At 70.4% G+C, this 17288-nt stretch carries 14 protein-coding genes and 1 tRNA gene; 12 read left to right on the top strand and 3 right to left on the bottom strand.

The features are described 5' to 3' along the window. Positions 1 to 59 precede the first annotated feature (59 nt). From ehuB to ACQUSR_RS21905, 6 genes are all read left to right on the top strand, one after another. Positions 60 to 971, top strand: a complete 912-nt coding sequence (gene ehuB / locus ACQUSR_RS21930) for an ectoine/hydroxyectoine ABC transporter substrate-binding protein EhuB (RefSeq protein WP_431044298.1) — start codon at positions 60 to 62, stop codon at positions 969 to 971. Further along, positions 968 to 1717, top strand: coding sequence for an ectoine/hydroxyectoine ABC transporter permease subunit EhuC (gene ehuC, locus ACQUSR_RS21925; RefSeq protein ID WP_431044297.1), 750 nt, complete (start codon positions 968 to 970; stop codon positions 1715 to 1717). The genes ehuB and ehuC overlap by 4 nt, the downstream gene beginning before the upstream one ends. Continuing rightward, entirely contained in the window at positions 1714 to 2364 is a 651-nt protein-coding gene (ehuD, locus tag ACQUSR_RS21920; RefSeq protein ID WP_431044296.1) for an ectoine/hydroxyectoine ABC transporter permease subunit EhuD, read from the top strand. Before ehuC ends, ehuD begins: the two co-directional genes overlap by 4 nt. Next, positions 2354 to 3166 (top strand): ectoine/hydroxyectoine ABC transporter ATP-binding protein EhuA, encoded by an 813-nt coding sequence (gene ehuA, locus ACQUSR_RS21915; RefSeq protein WP_431044295.1) that lies wholly within the window; start codon positions 2354 to 2356, stop codon positions 3164 to 3166. The genes ehuD and ehuA overlap by 11 nt, the downstream gene beginning before the upstream one ends. 225 nt (positions 3167 to 3391) lie before the next feature. Further along, on the top strand, positions 3392 to 4153 hold the full coding sequence (locus ACQUSR_RS21910) for an IclR family transcriptional regulator (protein WP_431044294.1): 762 nt from the start codon (positions 3392 to 3394) through the stop codon (positions 4151 to 4153). A 108-nt stretch (positions 4154 to 4261) separates the two neighbouring features. Continuing rightward, positions 4262 to 4335, top strand: a tRNA-Lys gene (locus ACQUSR_RS21905). 55 nt (positions 4336 to 4390) lie between these two features. Here the strand turns inward: ACQUSR_RS21905 and ACQUSR_RS21900 are convergent. Beyond that, positions 4391 to 5188 carry a 4'-phosphopantetheinyl transferase family protein gene (locus tag ACQUSR_RS21900; RefSeq protein WP_431044293.1) on the bottom strand — a complete coding sequence of 266 codons (798 nt, stop codon included), beginning with the start codon at positions 5186 to 5188 and terminating at the stop codon, positions 4391 to 4393. Between the two features lie 238 nt (positions 5189 to 5426). On the opposite strand from ACQUSR_RS21900, the gene ACQUSR_RS21895 reads away from it, so the two are divergent. The 3 genes from ACQUSR_RS21895 (at position 5427) to ACQUSR_RS21885 (ending at position 11380) form a co-directional block, all read left to right on the top strand. After that, on the top strand, positions 5427 to 6374 hold the full coding sequence (locus ACQUSR_RS21895; protein ID WP_431044292.1) for an alpha/beta hydrolase: 948 nt from the start codon (positions 5427 to 5429) through the stop codon (positions 6372 to 6374). A gap of 462 nt (positions 6375 to 6836) precedes the next feature. Continuing rightward, positions 6837 to 9617: an AAA family ATPase gene (locus ACQUSR_RS21890; RefSeq protein ID WP_431044291.1), complete on the top strand. Its 2781-nt coding sequence runs from the start codon at positions 6837 to 6839 to the stop codon at positions 9615 to 9617. A 101-nt stretch (positions 9618 to 9718) separates the two neighbouring features. Then, a complete protein-coding gene (locus ACQUSR_RS21885) occupies positions 9719 to 11380 on the top strand; it encodes a flavin monoamine oxidase family protein (protein WP_431044290.1) in 1662 nt (553 codons plus the stop codon). Positions 11381 to 11476: 96 nt separating this feature from the next. Here ACQUSR_RS21885 and ACQUSR_RS21880 read toward each other — a convergent pair whose 3' ends face one another. Both ACQUSR_RS21880 and ACQUSR_RS21875 read right to left on the bottom strand, forming a co-directional pair. Next, positions 11477 to 12880 (bottom strand): class I adenylate-forming enzyme family protein, encoded by a 1404-nt coding sequence (locus ACQUSR_RS21880; protein WP_431044289.1) that lies wholly within the window; start codon positions 12878 to 12880, stop codon positions 11477 to 11479. Between the two features lie 59 nt (positions 12881 to 12939). Beyond that, entirely contained in the window at positions 12940 to 13608 is a 669-nt protein-coding gene (locus ACQUSR_RS21875) for a thioesterase II family protein (protein WP_431044288.1), read from the bottom strand. Between the two features lie 358 nt (positions 13609 to 13966). On the opposite strand from ACQUSR_RS21875, the gene ACQUSR_RS21870 reads away from it, so the two are divergent. From ACQUSR_RS21870 to ACQUSR_RS21860, 3 genes are all read left to right on the top strand, one after another. Further along, positions 13967 to 15004, top strand: coding sequence for an ABC transporter ATP-binding protein (locus tag ACQUSR_RS21870; protein WP_431044287.1), 1038 nt, complete (start codon positions 13967 to 13969; stop codon positions 15002 to 15004). Positions 15005 to 15366: 362 nt separating this feature from the next. Then, positions 15367 to 16263 carry an ABC transporter permease gene (locus ACQUSR_RS21865; protein WP_431044286.1) on the top strand — a complete coding sequence of 299 codons (897 nt, stop codon included), beginning with the start codon at positions 15367 to 15369 and terminating at the stop codon, positions 16261 to 16263. Between the two features lie 69 nt (positions 16264 to 16332). Next, positions 16333 to 17283 carry an ACP S-malonyltransferase gene (locus ACQUSR_RS21860; protein WP_431044285.1) on the top strand — a complete coding sequence of 317 codons (951 nt, stop codon included), beginning with the start codon at positions 16333 to 16335 and terminating at the stop codon, positions 17281 to 17283. Positions 17284 to 17288: the final 5 nt, after the last annotated feature.

Genomic DNA, 17288 nt, shown 5'->3' with positions numbered 1-17288 from the left:
CGGCCCACCGGCCGAAAGCGATCTGCATACCTTCACTGAAGTCGGGTAGCCGCGCGCCCATGGCTCCACCACGACGGAAAGACGCCGGATTCAGAACGATCCGCCGCCGCTCGCTGCTCGCGGGCGGCGCGGCGCTGGGTGTGCTGGGCGCGACCGGTTGCAGCCGGGTGTCCAGTGCCGACGCCAAGGACGGGGGAAATCTGCTGGAGCGGCTGAGGTCGCAGGGCACGGTACGGCTGGGAATCGCCGGTGAGATTCCCTTCGGCTACATCGACAAGGACGGGGAGTTCACCGGCGAGGCGCCGGAGATCGCCAAGGTCGTCTTCAAGCGGCTGGGGGTGGCGCGTGTGCAGCCCGTGCCGACCGAGTTCGCCTCGCTGATTCCCGGACTGCGCTCGCAGCAGTTCGACGTGGTGTCGGCGGGGATGTACATCAATCCCGAGCGCTGCCGGCAGGTGGTCTTCGCCGATCCCGACTACCGGATGCGGGACGCGTTCATCGTCGCCAAGGGCAATCCCAAGAACCTCCACACCTACGAGGACATCGTCCGCACCGGGGCCAAGATGGCCAGCGGCACCGCCTACGCCGAGATCGGCTACGCGGTCAACGCCGGGGTGAAGGAGAGCGAGATCGCGGTCCTGCCGGACCAGCTGGCCGGGCTGCTTGCGGTGGAGCAGGGGCGGGTGGATGTCTTCGCCGGTACGACGGTGACCGTGCACAACGTGGTCAAGCAGACCGGGAGCCGGAAGGCGGAGGCCACCGAACCCTTTCAGCCGATGGTGGACGGAAAACCGGATATCGGCGCCGGCGCGTTCGCGTTCCGCCCCGAGGACACGAATCTGCGCGACGCGTTCAACGGCGAGCTGCGAAAGCTGAAGAAGAGCGGGGAACTGCTCCGTATCGTGCGGCCTTTCGGCTTCACCGAGAACGAGATGACGGATCTCACCGCCGAGGAGCTGTGTAAGCCATGACAGCCGGACTATGGGAGCACTGGCTTCTCCCGGGCATCTGGATCACCGTTCAGCTCACTCTCTACAGCGCCGTCTTCGCCACCGTCGTCGCCTTCGGGATCGGAATCGCCCGGACATCCCCGCGATGGATCGTCCGCTTTCTCGCCGGTTTCTACGTGGAGGTGTTCCGGGGCACCTCAGCACTGGTGCTGATGTTCTGGCTGTTCTTCGTGATGCCACTGGCATTCGAGTGGCAGCTGGTGCCGATGTGGGCCGCGGTGCTGGCCCTCGGGCTGACGTACGGCGCGTACGGGTCCGAGGTGGTGCGCGGCGCCATCGCCGCGGTGGCCCCGGGGCAGCGGGAGGCGGCCATCGCGCTCAGCTTCACGCCCGCGCAGCGGATGCGCCGGGTCATCCTGCCGCAGGCGATCCCCGAGATGATCCCGCCCTTCAACAACCTGCTGATCGAGCTGCTGAAAGGCACGGCTCTGGTCTCGGCGGTCAGCGTCCCGGACATCACCTTCGCGGCGCAGCTCTCCCGGCTCGCGACGGGCGACAGCCTGGAGATCTACCTGATCGTCCTCGGCCTGTACTTCGTGCTGGCCTTCGTCCTCACCCGGCTGATGCGGCTGCTGGAGCGGCGGGCGAAGGCGGGTATCGGGCAGGCGCCGGACAAGAAGCAGCGCGTGAGTGTGACGCGCAAGCTCTCGCCGGCCCAGGAGTCCGCCCAGGCCGCCAACGCGGGCCTCCCCGGAGGTGCCGCATGAAATGGAACTGGGACGTCGCCCGGGACTTCCTTCCCCATCTGGGGAAAGGGCTGCTGGTCACCCTCGAGGTGACCGCCCTGGGGTCGGTGCTGGCCTTCACGCTGGGCCTGGTGTGGGCGCTGGCCCTGCGCTCACCGGCCCGCTGGGTGCGCTGGCCGGTGGCCGCGGTGGTGGAGTTCGTCCGCAACACCCCGCTGCTGGTACAGCTGTTCTTCTTCTACTACGTGCTGCCGAACTGGGACATCACCTTCTCCGCGCTGACCACCGGTGTCATCGCGCTCGGCCTGCACTACTCCACGTACACCGCCGAGGTCTACCGGGCCGGCATCGACGGGGTGCCCAAGGGGCAGTGGGAGGCGGCGATCGCGCTGAGTCTCTCCCGCGGCCGGACGTGGTTCGCGGTGATCCTGCCGCAGGCCATCCGCCGCGTCGTCCCCGCGCTGGGCAACTACGTCATCTCGATGCTGAAGGACTCCCCGCTGATCGCGCTGATCGGCGTGTCCGAGATGCTGCAGAAGGCGCGCGCCGAGAGCGCCTCGTCCTTCCAGTACATCGAGGCCTACACGATGGTCGGCATCGCCTTCATCCTCATCGCCTATCCGGCATCTGTCCTCATGCGAGCTCTGGAGCGTCGCCTTGGCCACTGAACACACCGAAAGCACGAAGAAGACCGAAGGCACCGACGACGACGTGCTCATCCACTTCGACCAGGTGACCAAGCGCTTCGGGGACACCACCGTCCTGGATGATCTGTGCTTCTCGGTGTCGCCGGGGAAGCACGTGACGCTCATCGGGCCCTCCGGGTCCGGCAAGACCACGATCCTGCGGCTGCTGATGACGCTGATCAAGCCGGACCAGGGCACGATCAGCGTGGACGGCCGGTACCTCACGCACGAGGAGAAGGGCGGCAGGCTCGTCCCGGCGGGCGAGAAGCACTCCCGCGAGGTGCGGAAGCAGATCGGCATGGTCTTCCAGCAGTTCAACCTCTTCCCCAACATGCGGGTGCTGCGCAATGTCACCGAGGCCCCGATGCACGTCCTCGGCCTGAGCAAGGAGGAGGCGGAGGCGCGGGCACTGGACCTGCTGGAGCTGGTGGGTCTGGGCCGCAAGTGCAACGACTACCCGACCCGGCTGTCGGGCGGGCAGCAGCAGCGGGTGGCCATCGCCCGCGCGCTGGCGATGCGGCCGAAGGTGCTGCTGCTGGACGAGGTGACCTCGGCGCTGGACCCGGAGCTGGTGGCCGGCGTGCTGGACGTGCTGCGCGACATCGCCCACACGACTGACATCACGATGCTGTGTGTGACCCACGAGATGAACTTCGCGCGGGACATCTCGGACGAGGTCCTGATGTTCGACGGCGGCCGCGTCATCGAGTCCGGCCCACCGGAAAAGATCTTCAGCGATCCGGAACACGAGCGTACGCGGGGGTTCCTGAGCGCCGTGCTGTAACCGGACCGCCCACTGTCGCATGACAGTGGCATATGCCAATGGAGCGCGCCCCTGGTTACGGGCGCGGAAGTAGCTCCCAATATCTTCAACACCCACGCCACACGACCCGGTTGGCCGCTACCGTGGTAGTCAGCCGGGCCGTTTGGCAGCACATCGGCCCGCACGCCGCTGCGATCCAGAGCAGCGGCGATGACGCAAGCGGTAGCAACCTCCTAGGGGGAAACCGTGGCGCTCAAACCTGAGCCGACCGCGCCGCTCCACTCGGTGCAGCACGCCCTGCGTGTGATGGAGACCGTCTCCAGACACGGCAGCGGTGTGACCGATGTCCAGATCGCCCGGGAGACCGGGCTGCCCGTCGGGCACCTCGCCCACCTGCTCCGGATGCTGTGCCGCGAAGGCTATGTGGAGCAGGTCGCCGACGGCGCGTACATGGTGGGCGAGGCGCTGGTCCGCCTCGGCTCCGGCGGCGCCGAACGGCAGGCCGCGATCGAGCACAAGCTCCAGCAGACCCTCACCGCGCTGCGCGACTCCATCGGGGCCGCGATCTACCTCAGTCGCTACATCGACGGCGAGATCCGGATCACGCAGTACGCGGACGGGCCGCGCACCCCCAAGGTCAACGAGTGGGTGGACTTCAAGTCCGCCGCGCACGCGATGGCGGCGGGCAAGTGCATGCTCACCCAGCTCGACCACAACGGCCGCCGCGACCACCTGTCCCGACACAAGATCGTGCGGCTCACCTCGCACACGACCACCAGCGAGCGGGTGCTGTTCAACAAGCTCGACAGCCACCCCGCCAGCGTGCCGGTCCTCGACCTCCAGGAGTACGCGGTGGGCACGGTCTGCGCCGCCGTCCCGATCACCGCGGGCCAGGCGGTCGGCAGCCTGGCCCTCTCCCTGCCGCTGACACACGCCCACCGGCTGCGCCAGGCGGCCCACACGCTGAACCGGGAGGCCGCACCGGTGCTGCTCTCACTGGCGATCTAGGTCGGCGCTCGACCCGGTCGGGCCTGGTCGGACGTGGTCAGGAGCATCCTCCGGGACCAGGTAGTATTTACCTCGTCGACAGCCGCTCAAGGCGGCGAAGGTCGGCGGGCGCCGCTAGCTCAGTTGGTTAGAGCAGCTGACTCTTAATCAGCGGGTCCGGGGTTCGAGTCCCTGGCGGCGCACAGCATCCACAGCGGGCGCTCCTGGTCTTCCAGGAGCGCCCGCTGTCGTATGAGGTCACAGTCGCAGATGACGCAGCGCGACCGCCGGCCGACCGGTGCCGAGCCGGTCCTCGGTACGGAGCGCGACGGCGGCGTGATAGCCGTCCGGGGCGGCGACGTCGATCAGCGCCCAGCCTTCCGGGGCCCGACCGCCGTCGGGTGCGAGCCTCTCTGCGAGGCCGACATGGTTGGTGCTCACCCCGCCCGGCAGCCCGGTGCCGATGCCTTTCAGGTACGCCTCCTTGCGCACCCAGCAGCTCAGGAACGCCTCGTCGCGCAGCGGCTCGGGCAGCGCGGCGATGGCGGCCCGCTCGTCCGGGTGGAGCCGGCCGGTGAGGTCGACGCCTCCGCTACGGGTCTGCCGCGCCTCGATGTCCGCGCCCACGGGGGCGGCCGCCACGGCCACCAGAGCGGCGTCCTCCGCGTGCGACAGCGAGAAGTGCAGCCCCTCGCGCCCCGCGACGGCGGGGCGCCCGTGCGGCTCGTCGCAGTCGGGCATCCCGCACCGCTCGCGGGTGAACTCCACCGCCGCCGGCCCGACCCCGAGGTACGCGCCGATCAGGACCCGCAAGCCTACGTGCGAGGTGATGTAGCGCTGCCGATGGAGGTCGCCGCGCAACCGGGCCGCGCGCCGTGCCTCTTCGGCGTCCAGCAGATGCCCGGCCGCGGCCGCCGCGGCGGCGGCGGACGGGGGTATCTCCAGCAGCCAGACGGCGACTTCGCCGCGGCCCGGCAGCTCACCGGGGCCCGCGGGCAGCGGTGACGCCGGGCCCCACGGCACGGACGCCGGACCGGCGACGCTGTTCAACGGCACGACCGAACCCACCCCCGTGTCCCGTCCGGCGGCCCGCCTCGGCGTGCACCGGCCCGTCTGTCCCTCACAGTGAGCGTAAGGGGGCGGGGCTGCGACCGTTCAAGCCGGTACGGGGTCGGCAGGTTGCTGCCAGACGGTGACTTCGGACACGTTCGCGCCATGCGGGGCTACCAACGGGTAGCCATCCGACTACGATCACGCGCGTCTGCGCGCTCAACCTGTATGGGGGTCTTGGGACATGGCGACTGATCGGACGGCACGGGCGGAGACGTCGCGCAAGCCGGGGTTCTGGTCGGCCGCGGCCTCGGCGGCGGCCCTGCCGGTGGCGCCTCTGTACGGCGCCTTCCTCTCGTACTTCGTCTATCACCCACCCCGTAAGCCGCACCACCGCACCCCCGCCGAGTTGGGCATCGCCAGCACCGATGTGCGGGTGCCGCTGGGCGGCCGGGGCCGCAGCCTCCATGTCTGGCTCTGCCCGGGCGACCCCGAGCGGGTGGTGGTGATGGGGCATGGCCTGGGGCTCGGCAAGTCCGCCAGCCTGGCGCAGGCGCGGTTGCTGAACGAGGCCGGTTACACGGTCGCCCTGTTCGACCACCGCAACCACGGCAAGAGCAGCGGGGACCGCGCCTGCTGGGGCATGAGCGAGCGGCACACCGACGACGTCATCGCCGTGGTCCGCCACATGCGCTCGCTGGAGGAGTACACCTCGGCGAAGATCGCCGTTTACGGCTTCTCCATCTCCACGTTCCCCTCGCTGTACATGCTGCGGAAGGCTGCGGACTGCCCGGTCGACGCGGTGGTGTGCGACAGCGGGCCCGCGGTCGACCTGCCGCCCCTGTTCCGCAACTTCGTGGCGGCGGGCGGGCTGCCGGTGCCGGGGCCGTTGCGCACGGGCGTCTCCAACAAGGTGCTGGGCAAAGTGTTCTCCAAACTCTCCACGGCGATGCTCCAGGTCAGTTGGCCGCCGCCGGTGGCGGGCGCGTACGAGGACACCCCGCTGCTGTTCCTGACCGGCGAGGACGACCCCGTCATCCCGGCGTCCGGGGTGCGCGCGCTGGCGGAGCGCTATCCGCTGGCCGAGGTGCACGTCCTGCCTGGCACCGGGCATCTGATGGGCGTCAAGGCCCAGCCGGAGACGTACGCCGAGACCGTGCTGGGCTTCCTTCGGCGAACGCTCAAGAGCTGAACCCTGCACGGCGGTTCATCGCCGTCAGGGCCGCGGCGCACGGGCCGGGCTTGGCCTCCCCCGCCCCCGTGTCCACGGGGGAGACCAAGATCATGGCGCCGCGCCGGCACGCCGGCCACGCCGCCGGGCCGCGGTGGGCCGCTCACTCCATGGTCCTGCACCGCGGCGGCATACGTTCCGTACATGTCACGAAGCTGCCAGTGCGCGTGACGCGCTCCCGGACGGCCCCACCCCTCACATCGGCGTTACATTCATGCCGCACGACATTGCTACAGTCATAACCAGCGCGCGGGACAAGGGATTCGGGACACCCGTGCCACGCAGCTTTTTCGACATAGGGGAACGTGCGTTCTGGACTTACCCTCCGGTATCTGACCAGGGCAGGGGCGCACACGGCGAGCGGGGCGCTTTCATCACCCCTTATTGCACTGTTCATCGGGGGAAGGGCTTATGTTCGCATTGGTGGAGCGTGACAGCGAGATAGCGCGACTCACCCGACTATTCGATGAGCCGTTCGACGGCGGAATGCGTATCGGGGTCATCAACGGCGCCGTCGCCTCGGGAAAGACCGAGCTTCTCAACGCGGTGTCAAATAACGCCGTACAGCGCGGCATCCGGCTGCTGGGCGCCGTCGCGTCGGCCGCCGAGCAGGAGTTCCCGTACGCCGTGGTGGAGCAGATCGCGCGCGGCGCACGGCTGGACGCCGGCCCGAACGGACAGGACCCCGGCCCGGCCGGGCAGGATCAGGTCCCCCTCGCCGTCCTCCAGGAAGTCCACCGCGTCCTCGCCGGACTGGCCGCCGACGCCCCGCTGCTGATCACCGTCGACGACGTCCAGTACGCCGACCCCCAGTCCCTGCGCTGCCTCGCCTACGCCGTCCGCCGGCTGGGCCCCGACGTGACCGTGATGGTCACCTGCGGCAGCCGTCCCTGCCTGGGCACCACGGCACTCGACGAGCTGCTGTACCAGCCGAGGATCTGCCAGGTACGGCTCGGCCCGCTCACCGTCGACGGGGTGACCCGGCTGCTGGCCGAGGAGCTGGGGCCCGAAGCCGCCCGCCGGCACGCCGCCGCCTGCCACGCCATGACCGGCGGCAATCCGCTGCTGCTGCACGGCCTCGTGGACGACCACATCGGCCGGCGGGGCGGCCGCCACGACACGGGCGCCGATGTCGGCGCGCCGGTCCCGGGAGAGCTGTTCCGGCAGGCCGTCCTGGCGTGCGTGCACCGCGGCGGCGCTGCCGGGCGGCGCGCCGCCCACGGCATCGCGCTGCTCGGCGACGCCACCTCGCTGTCCCTGCTGAGCGACCTGGTCGGCCTGGAGGAGCGGACCGCCGAGCGGGCGGTCACCGCGCTCACCGAGACCGGGCTCCTGCACGAGGGCCGGTTCCGGCACGACGAGGTCCGGGCCGTGCTGCTGGAGGACCTGCCCGCGCAGGAACTCGGCCCGCTCCGCCGCCGCGCCGCCGTCCTGCTCCACGAGGAGGGCGCCGACGCCACCGACGTGGCCCGCCAGCTCCTGAGCCACGACGCCGCCGTACCCGATGAAGAGTGGGTCAGCCGGGTGCTGCGCGAGGCGGCCCGTGAGGCCCTGGCCGACGACCGGATGGACTTCGCGGTCAGCTGCCTGCAACTGGCCGAGCGCGCCAGCACCGACGAACGGGAGCGGCTCGTCCTGCGTGCCACGCTGGCCCAGGCCATGTGGCGGGTCAAGCCGCTGGCCCAGGCCCGGCAGTTGCAGTCGCTGGCCGAGCCCGCCCGCGACGGCCTGCTGCCGCCCGTCCAGACCCTCGGCGTCGCCCTCGGGCTGATGTGGGCCGGCCGGATGGAGGACGCGGCCGCGGCGATCGAACAGGTCAGCAGAGTCGCGGCCGAGGACCCCGGCTCGGAGATCGACGGCGAACTGGAAGTCATCGGGCTCACCTTGGCCTCCACCTACCCCGGCGCCCCGGAGCTGAAGAGGTTCCAGGAGCGCTGGTTCCCGCACGACACCCGCGGCCGGCTGGCCGACCAGGCCGCCGAGGCGCCCCGGCTGACCGCGATGCGCGCCCTGCAGACGGTGCTCACCGTGGGCGCCGACGAGCACGCCGTACGGGCAGCGGAGCGCGTCCTGGAGCACACCCGGCTGGGCAACACGACCGTGTTCACCCTGCGGGCCGCGCTGCTGACCCTCATCTACGCCGACCGGCTGGCCACCGCCACCATCTGGTGCGACCGGATCCTCACCGAGTCCGCGCGCCGCGGCACGCCCGCCTGGCTGGCCTGCTTCTACGCCGTACGGGCCGGGATCTCGCTGCGCGTCGGCCGGTTGACCGAGGCCGTGGGCTACGCGGAGCAGGCGCTGGAGGAGCTGCCGGCGCGCGGCTGGGGCGTCGGGATCGGCGTGCCGCTGTCGGTGCTGGTCAGCGCGCGCACCGCCATGGGCCGGCACGACGAGGCCGCGGAGCTGCTGTCCCGGCCGGTGCCGGAGGCACTGTTCCAGACCCGGTACGGGCTGCACTATCTGCACGCCCGGGGCATGCACCAGCTGGCCACCGGCCGGCACCACGCCGCCCTCACGGACTTCCGCGCCTGCGGCGACCAGATGCCCCTGTGGGGCCTGGACACCGCGGCCGTGGTGCCGTGGCGGCTCGGTGCGGCCCAGGCGTGGCTGGCGCTGGGCGACCAGGAGCAGGCGGCGCGGCTGGTGGAGCGCCAGCTGGAGCTGCTGAGCCCCTCGCAGACCCGGGCCCGGGGCTCGGCCCTGCGGGTCATGGCCGCCACCCGGCCGCTCGCCGAGCGGCCCGCCCTGCTCCAGGAGGCCGTCGGGCTGCTCCAGGACAGCGGCAGTTGGTACGGGATGGCGCGGGCGCTGGCCGATCTCGCGGAGGTCCACAAGGAGGCGGGGGATCTGCCCAAGAGCCGGCTGATGACCCGGTGGGCCTGGCGGATGGCCGACGGTTGCGGTGCGCGGGAGCTGGCCCAGCGGCTGCGGCCGGCCCCGGGCCGTACGGCACCGTCCGAGCCGGAGTCCGCGGCCGGCGGAGCGGCCGACACGGCGGCGTTCGCCACGCTCACCGACGCCGAGCGCCGGGTGGCCTCGCTGGCGGCCGCCGGGCACACCAACCGGGAGATCGCCGCGAAGCTGTACATCACGGTCAGCACGGTGGAGCAGCATCTCACCCGCGTGTACCGCAAGATCAACATAAGCCAGCGCCAGGATCTGCCCGCGAGCCTGGACCGCTATGTCGCCCACACCGCGTGACCGCCTCGCCCCGGCGTCCGGGCGTCCGCGCCTTCGGGTGCGGATTCGCAAGGGTGGATAGGGGTTGAGGGGCCGGGATCGGTGTCCATAGCGTTTCTCTTATGACGTCAGCCACCACGGCTCCGACGACGATGCTCGTGCCGGACTTTCCTTTCTCCTATGACCGTTGGCTGTGCCATCCGGCGGGGCTCGGCAGCCTGCCACCCGGAGCGGCCGGCACCGAGGTCGCCGTCGTCGGCGGGGGAATGGCCGGACTGACCGCCGCCTATGAGCTGATGCGGCTGGGCCTGCGGCCCGTGCTGTACGAGGCGGAGCAGCTGGGCGGGCGCATGCGCTCGGTCCCCTTTCCCGGAAACCCGGAACACGTGGCCGAGATGGGCGCCATGCGCTTTCCCGTTTCCGCCCGGGCGCTGTTCCACTACATCGGTCTGCTGGGCCTTGAGACGCGCCCTTTCCCCAATCCGCTGGCGCCGGGGACTCCGAGCACGCTGATCGACCTGGGCGGCGTCCGCCACCGGGCCCGTACTCCCGAGCAATTGCCGGACGTCTACCAGGAGGTCGCGGACGCCTGGGAGAAGGCGCTGCAGGAGCGGGCCGAGTTGTCCACGGTCCGCGACGCGATCCGGCAGCGGGACGTGGGGACCCTCAAGGCCGTGTGGAACCGGCTGGTCCGGGACTTCGACGACCAGTCCTTCTACGGCTTCCTCGCCACCTCCCCCACCTTCCAGTCGTTCCGGCACCGGGAGATCTTCGGCCAGGTCGGGTTCGGCACCGGCGGCTGGGACACCGACTTCCCCAACTCGATGCTGGAGATCCTGCGGGTGGTCTTCACCGAGGCGGACGACGACCACATGGCCATCGTGGGCGGTTCCCAGCAGCTGCCGCGGGGCCTGTGGGAACACCGCCCGACCGCTCTCGCGCACTGGCCGCGGGGCACGTCCCTGGCATCCCTGCACGGCGGTGCGGCGACCCGGCCCGCGGTCACCGGACTGCACCGGTCCGGCGCGGGCATCCGGGTCGAGGACGCGGGCGGCGGCAGCGCAACGTACCCGGCGGTGGTCTTCAGCCCGCACGTGTGGACGCTGCTGAACCGGATCGACTGCGATCCCGCGCTGCTGCCCACCGGCCACTGGACCGCGGTGGAGCGCACCCACTACATGGGCGCGTCCAAGCTGTTCGTCCTGGTGGACCGGCCGTTCTGGCGGGACACCGATCCGGCCACCGGCACCGACGCGATGAGCATGACGCTGACCGACCGGATGCCGCGCGGGGTGTACCTCTTCGACGACGGCCCGGACCGGCCGGGCGTGATGTGCCTGTCGTACACCTGGAACGACGACTCGCTGAAGTTCGCGACGCTGTCGGCGCAGGAGCGGCTGGAGGTGCTGCTGGCCCGGCTGGCCGCGATCTATCCGGACGTCGACATACGGTCGCATCTCATCGACGGGCCGCTGACCGTCACCTGGGAGACCGAGCCCCGGTTCATGGGGGCGTTCAAGTCGAACCTGCCCGGCCAGTACCGGTACCAGCGGCGACTGTTCACCCAGTTCATGCAGGACGGGATGGGCGCGGAGCAGCGCGGCTTCTTCCTGTGCGGCGACGATGTGTCCTGGACGGCGGGCTTCGCCGAGGGCGCGGTGACGACGGCGCTGAACGCGGTGTGGGGGGTGCTGCGCCATCTGGGCGGCGCCACGCACCCGGACAATCCGGGGCCGGGCGATGTGTTCCACGAGATCGCGCCGGTGGAGCTGCCGTACACCTGAGCCGGATGGCAGAGGGGCCGGTGACGGTGTCACCGGCCCCTCTGTCGCGTGCGGCCCCGGTCGCGTACGCCGCCGTCGCGTACGCCGCCGTGGCGGCTACTGCCGGGCGAGCTTCTCCAGCTGGCGCTTGTCCGGCTTGCCGTTGCGGTTGAGCGGGAAGCTGTCCAGGACGACGACCCGGTTGGGCTGCTCGTAGGCGGGCAGCGCCTCGGCCAGCAGGTCCCGCCAGTGGGCCGCGTCCCGCAGTTGGTCGTCCTCGACGAAGAAGACCAGCTGGGCGCCGCGGCGTTCGTCCGGCAGCGGCACGATACGGGTCGAGATGTGGGCCACGGCCGCCTTGCGCTCGATGAGTTCGGGGTAGAGCGTGTAGCCCATGCGGTGCACGGCGAACTTGCGGCCCAGGACGTAGAGGTTGTCGGACTCGTCCAGATAGCCGAGGTCGCCGGTGCGCTGCCAGCCCGACGGCATGGAGTCGATGCCGCCGTCGTCGGCGAGGTGGCCTTCCAGCGCGTCGGGGGTGTCCACCTCGATCTCGCCGGCCTCCCCGGCGGCGACCGGCACTCCGTCCTCGTCGACGACGCGCAGCTTGATGCCGTCCATGGCCCGGCCGCAGGAGACCGGGTTGTCCAGGGTGGCGAAGGCGATGTTGCCCAGTTCGGTGCTGCCGTAGGAGTCCAGCAGCGGCAGGCCGAACTCGGCCACGTAGGCGTCGTTGAGGGAGCCGTCCAGCGGCGCCGCCCCGGAGCAGAACATCCGCACCGGCGCCAGGTGGGCGCGCAGCGAGGGCTTGCGGGTGACCAGGTTGAGGATGCTGCGGTAGCTGGCGGGGGTGGCGTCGATGACCGTGGCGCCGGTCCGGCCGGCCATCTGCACGGCCCGGTCGAGCCGCTTGTACGGGGCTATGACCAGCGAGCACCGGGTGAGCCAGGCGATCAGCACCATGGACAGCCCGTACTGGTGGGCGAAGGGCAGCAGCGGCATCAGGACGTCGTCCGGGCGGTGCCCCACCTGGGCGGCGTTGCGCTCCAGGTTCTTGAGGAACTTGCGGCCCGATTTCACGGCGCCCTTGGGGGTGCCGGTGGAGCCGGACGTCCACATGATCAGGCCGTCGGGGCGGGCGCCCCAGGCGTCGAAGTCCAGCCGCTCCTCGGTGACCGGGCGTCCGGCGGCGGGGGCTATCAGCTCGTAGAGGTTGACGGCGCGGGCGTCGTCGTCGATCGGGGCGTCGTCGTCGACGAACGAGATCGCGGTGTGGGTCCGCTGGGCGATGCGCCGGGTCTCGTCCGCGTGCTCCTGCTGGTCGACCAGCACGATGGAGGCGCCCACGTGCATCAGCGCGAACAGCACGCTGACGTACGCGGCGGAGTTGCCGGCCTTGAGGATGACCCGGTTGCCGGGGTTCACCCCCAGTTCGCGGATCACATCGGCGACGCGCAGGGCGTCCTGTTCGAAGTCGTCGAGGGTCTGCACCGAGTCGACTGCAAAGATCTTCGCGGTCATCGGTCGTACTTTCCTTTTCTCTGTGGAGTACGGGCAGCCGCCGGGACCCTTGCCGGCCCCTAGGCTCCCTTGTCTTCGGCGCCGGTTTCCCACTCGGCATCGAGGGTGGACTGGGAGAGCAACTGGTCGTGCACGAGATTGACGACCTCTCTCCGGTTCGAGTCGAGGTAGCAGCCAAGGGAGCCGGGAAACACCTCGAGGTCGAATCGTCCGCTCGTACACCGCCGCCAGGCGCGCACGCCGCGCAGCGGAGTCTGAGGGTCGCGCTCACCGGTGAGGGCGACGATGCGGCAGTTGAGGGCCGGCGGGCCCAGCGGCCTGTCCCACTGGGCGGCCCGGCCGGAGACGAACAGGGTGAGCAGCGCCGTCGCGGTCTCCCGCTCCAGGCGTTCGGCGACCCGGTAGGCGAGTTCGGCCCCGGCGCGGTGGCCGAAGAGGGCCACGGGCCGGTCGGTCCACTCCCCCAGGGCGTCGAAGATACGGTCGGCCAGCTCCGGGGCGGTGGCGATGTCGCCGCCTTCCGCGCCCCTGGCCTCGGGCGGGTACTGGATCGCGAGCACCTCGACGGTGGGCAGCAGCAGTTCCGACAGCGACAGGTAGTACGCGGTGGAGCGCGCCGATTCCGGGAAACAGATCAGCCGGAAGCTGCTGGGGGTCTCCGGTTGCAGAATCCGGATAAGGCCGACATCATCGGGCTTGGCCTGCTTGACCTGACTCAAGGACCACACCTCTGCGGCGGCCGCGGGCGGAACGGGCGGTGCGCGCGGGGCCGGACAACAGCGGGCCCCACCGCCTCTTCCGGAAATCCGGAAACGGGCGCATTATTCGAAGCGCTCACGCGGTGAGGCTATGAGCCCTTCTCCGGCGGCCACAACCCCTAGTGACCGCTATTCGCGACGGCCGGTTTACGTGCCCCCTAAACACCCCTAACCCGTCCCGTCTCCCCCTATCGTGCAGGCCGATTCTGCCTGCACGTTGATGGTCCGTGCTAGACATGGCGAGCATGTTTTCCGTGCCCCTTTAATCCATGTCCTTCGCATCGGCGCACGATCCATATTCGTGTTCCGTCTGATTTAACAGGCATCGATGAACACAACACGCCCCATGGATTTCGCCGTCATCGTCGACGGCCTGGTCAAGCAGTACCCCGGCCGCCCGGTTCCGGCCGTCGACAACCTGAGCTTCACGGTCAACCACGGCGAGGTCTTCGGCTTTCTCGGCCCCAACGGAGCGGGAAAGACCACCACCCTCGGCATTCTCACCACCCGGGTCGCCCCGACCGGCGGACGTGCCTTCGTACAGGGCGTGGACGTGGTGAACAAGCCGGCCGTGGCCCGCCAGTCGTTCGCCGTCGTACCCCAGCGCAACAATCTGGACCGGTCCCTGACGATCCGCCAGAACCTCACCTTCCACGCCGGCTACCACGGCCTGTCGCGCGCGGAGCGCAACCGGCTGGCGGACGAGAGCCTGGAGTGGGTGGGACTGGCCGACCACGCCAAGGCCCGCGCCGACCAGGTCTCCGGCGGCCAGGCGCAGCGCGTGATGATCGCCCGCGCGCTGATGCACCGGCCGCGGGTGCTCTTCCTGGACGAGCCCGCCACCGGCCTGGACCCGCAGTCGCAGATCTTCGTGCACGAGCGGGTCGCCGAACTCAAGCAGCGGGGCGTCACGGTGGTCATCACCACCCACAACATGGACGAGGCGGCCCGCCTGTGCGACCGCGTCGGCATCGTGGACCACGGGAAGCTGCTGGCACTGGACACCCCGCAGGCGTTGATGGACACCCTCAGCGCCACCGCGCTGACGGTGTCGGTGGTGCCACCGCACGCGGGGATCGACGGGCCGCTGTCCATGCTGCGCGCGCTGAGCTTCGTCGAGCGCGTGGAGGTGCTCCAGCAGGACGACGCGGACCTGGTGGCGAAGGTCCTCGATGGTGGCGGCCAGGCCGCGGCCCTGGACAACACCGTACGGATGAAGATCTACAGCGAGGCGCTGTCCTCCACGCTGCTGCCCGCCGCCATCAAGGCTCTGACCGAAGCCGGTTGCGAGCTCAAGGACCTGAGCGTGAACGAGGCGTCTTTGGAAGACGTCTTCGTCGAGCTGACGGGGAAGGAACTGCGATGACCACCTCCGCAGCCGCCAACAAGCCGACCGGGGACGATACGGCCGTGATACCGGTGGTCGGGGCCGAGCCGCCGGGCTCTGGTCCCGGACCCGGAGCCGGAACCGGGAGCTCGCAGCAGCCCGGAACCGGGAACCGCCCGTCGCCGGTGACCGGGATCGTCCAGCCGGCCGCGGCCGGGAACAGGCAGACGCCCGTGGCCGGGCCCGCGTTCGGCTCGACGTCCGGCGGCGGCCAGACTCCGGTGGTGAGCGGGCCCCTGTTCGGCGGGGGCCCCGCGGGCTCCGGAGCCGCGTCGGGCTCCGGAGCCGCGTCGGACCATGGAGCTACGTCCGGCCCCGGAGCCGCGTCAGGCTCCGGAGCCGTGTCGGGCCCCACCCCCGCGTTCGCCTCCGCCCCCGCCCCCGCCCCCGCCCCCGCGCCGATGGAGAGCGCCACCCCCAAGCCCCGGGCGTCTGGCACCGGTGGCCGCCACCGCCGCCGGGCCAACCGGTGGCGCACGTTCTGCTTCATCCTGTGGCGGGACGTCTTCGTGACCGGCCGTGAGATCGCGCCCTTCCTGGGCCAGGTCCTCGTCGAACCGTTCTTCATCCTCTTCGTCTTCGGCAAGGTGCTCGGCCAGCTCGGCTACACCGCGCCCGGCTTCGAGCAGGTGCTGCTGCCCGGTGTGGTGGCTCTCAACAGCTTCCTGGTGGCCCTGCAGAACACCGCGCTCCCATTGGCCATCGACTTCTCCTGGACCAAGGAGATCGAGGACCGGCTGCTCGCCCCGATCCCCACCTCGCTGGTGGCGGTGGAGAAGGCGATCTTCGGCGCGATCCGCGGGCTCATCGGCTCCCTGATCATGATCCCGATCGGTCTGCTGCTGCTGGACAACGTGTCCTGGCCGCTGAGCAAGATGCCCGAGACGCTGGGCATCCTCGCCCTCGGCGGGATCGTCGGCGGCACGGTGGGCCTGACGCTGGGCACCCTGGCCCCGGCCCGCCACATCAGCATCGTCTTCGCCATGACGCTGACCCCGATCATGTTCACCGGCGCCACCCAGTTCCCCTGGCAGAGCCTGGAGGACCTGCGCTGGTTCCAGATCATGTGCGCCTTCAACCCGCTGACGTACGTCAGTGAGGCGATGCGCGGCCTGCTGCTGCCGCCGGAGGGCCCGGACTCGATCCCGCTGTGGATCTGCGTCTCGGCCATCTCCGCGGCGACGCTGATCTACGGGTTCATCGGGATCCGGGGCTTCAACCGCAGGGCGCAGGACTGACGCCGCGTCCGCCTCCGTTCAAAGGCAAAAGCTCAAAGGCAAAAGGTGAAAGGCAAAGGAACGCAGACCATGACGGCACCGACGGATTCCGCGCAGACGAAGACGGCCATCGTCTTCCCGGGCATGGGACCGTCCACCTTCGCCGAGGTGGGCAAGTTCCTGATGCTGGACCCGTTCGCCCGCAAGCGGCTCGCCGAGGCCGACGAGGCGCTGGGCTACTCGGTCTTCGACGCGCTGCGCGAATCCGAGGACGACTACTCCGAGGCCACCCAGATCGCCTTCCTGGTCAACTCGATGGCCTCGGCGGACCGGGCGGAGCAGGAGCTGGGCCTGGTCCCCGACCTGTGCGTGGGGCCCAGCTTCGGCCAGAAGGCGGCAGCCGCGTACGTCGGCTCGCTGCCCTTCCCCGAGGTGGTCCGGCTGACCGCGGAGCTGGCCCGCTGCGAGCACACGTACTTCACCGAGCAGTACCAGGACGCGGTCACCCACACCTTCGTCCGCACCCCGCGCGAGAAACTGGACGAGATCCTCTCCGAGTTCGACGCGCGGGGCGAGTGGTACGACTTCTCCGGCTATCTGGACGACGGCTTCTTCATGGTCTCGCTGCGCGAGAAGGAGCTGGACGGCCTGAAGCACCGGGTCAGCCAGGTCGGCGGCTACTCGATGTACACGATGGTGCCGGCGGTGCACGCCCCCGCGTTCACGGAGCTGCGGCGGCGGGCCGCGGAGGAGATCCTCCCCCGCTACACCTTCACCGACCCGAAACTGCCCGTCGTCACCGACCAGGACGGCACGGTCATCACCTCGGCCGACGACCTGCGCACGATGATGCTGGACACCTTCGATCTGCCGATCCACTGGCCGAAGGTGGTGGCGGCGTTGAAGACCGCCGGGGTGGCGAAGCTGTGCGTCACCGGCCCCGACAACCTCTTCCACCGCCTGGACTGCACGAAGCGGAACTTCGAGGTCGTGACGGTGGGCCCGGGCGCCCGGCGCGCCCGTGGCCCACGGCCGCGCTGAGGCCG

The sequence above is a fragment of the Streptomyces sp. P1-3 genome, assembly GCF_050613155.1.
Classification (GTDB): domain Bacteria; phylum Actinomycetota; class Actinomycetes; order Streptomycetales; family Streptomycetaceae; genus Streptomyces.
This window is presented reverse-complemented; position numbering and strand designations above follow the sequence as displayed.

Excerpts from the sequence above, each read along its gene's own strand:
- ehuC (WP_431044297.1), top strand. The coding sequence starts at position 968 with ATGACAGCCGGACTATGGGAGCACTGGCTTCTCCCGGGCATCTGGATC.
- ACQUSR_RS21885 (WP_431044290.1), top strand. The coding sequence starts at position 9,719 with ATGACGTCAGCCACCACGGCTCCGACGACGATGCTCGTGCCGGACTTT.
- ACQUSR_RS21895 (WP_431044292.1), top strand. The coding sequence starts at position 5,427 with ATGGCGACTGATCGGACGGCACGGGCGGAGACGTCGCGCAAGCCGGGG.
- ACQUSR_RS21870 (WP_431044287.1), top strand. The coding sequence starts at position 13,967 with ATGAACACAACACGCCCCATGGATTTCGCCGTCATCGTCGACGGCCTG.
- ehuB (WP_431044298.1), top strand. The coding sequence starts at position 60 with ATGGCTCCACCACGACGGAAAGACGCCGGATTCAGAACGATCCGCCGC.
- ACQUSR_RS21880 (WP_431044289.1), bottom strand. The coding sequence starts at position 12,880 with ATGACCGCGAAGATCTTTGCAGTCGACTCGGTGCAGACCCTCGACGAC.
- ACQUSR_RS21860 (WP_431044285.1), top strand. The coding sequence starts at position 16,333 with ATGACGGCACCGACGGATTCCGCGCAGACGAAGACGGCCATCGTCTTC.
- ehuD (WP_431044296.1), top strand. The coding sequence starts at position 1,714 with ATGAAATGGAACTGGGACGTCGCCCGGGACTTCCTTCCCCATCTGGGG.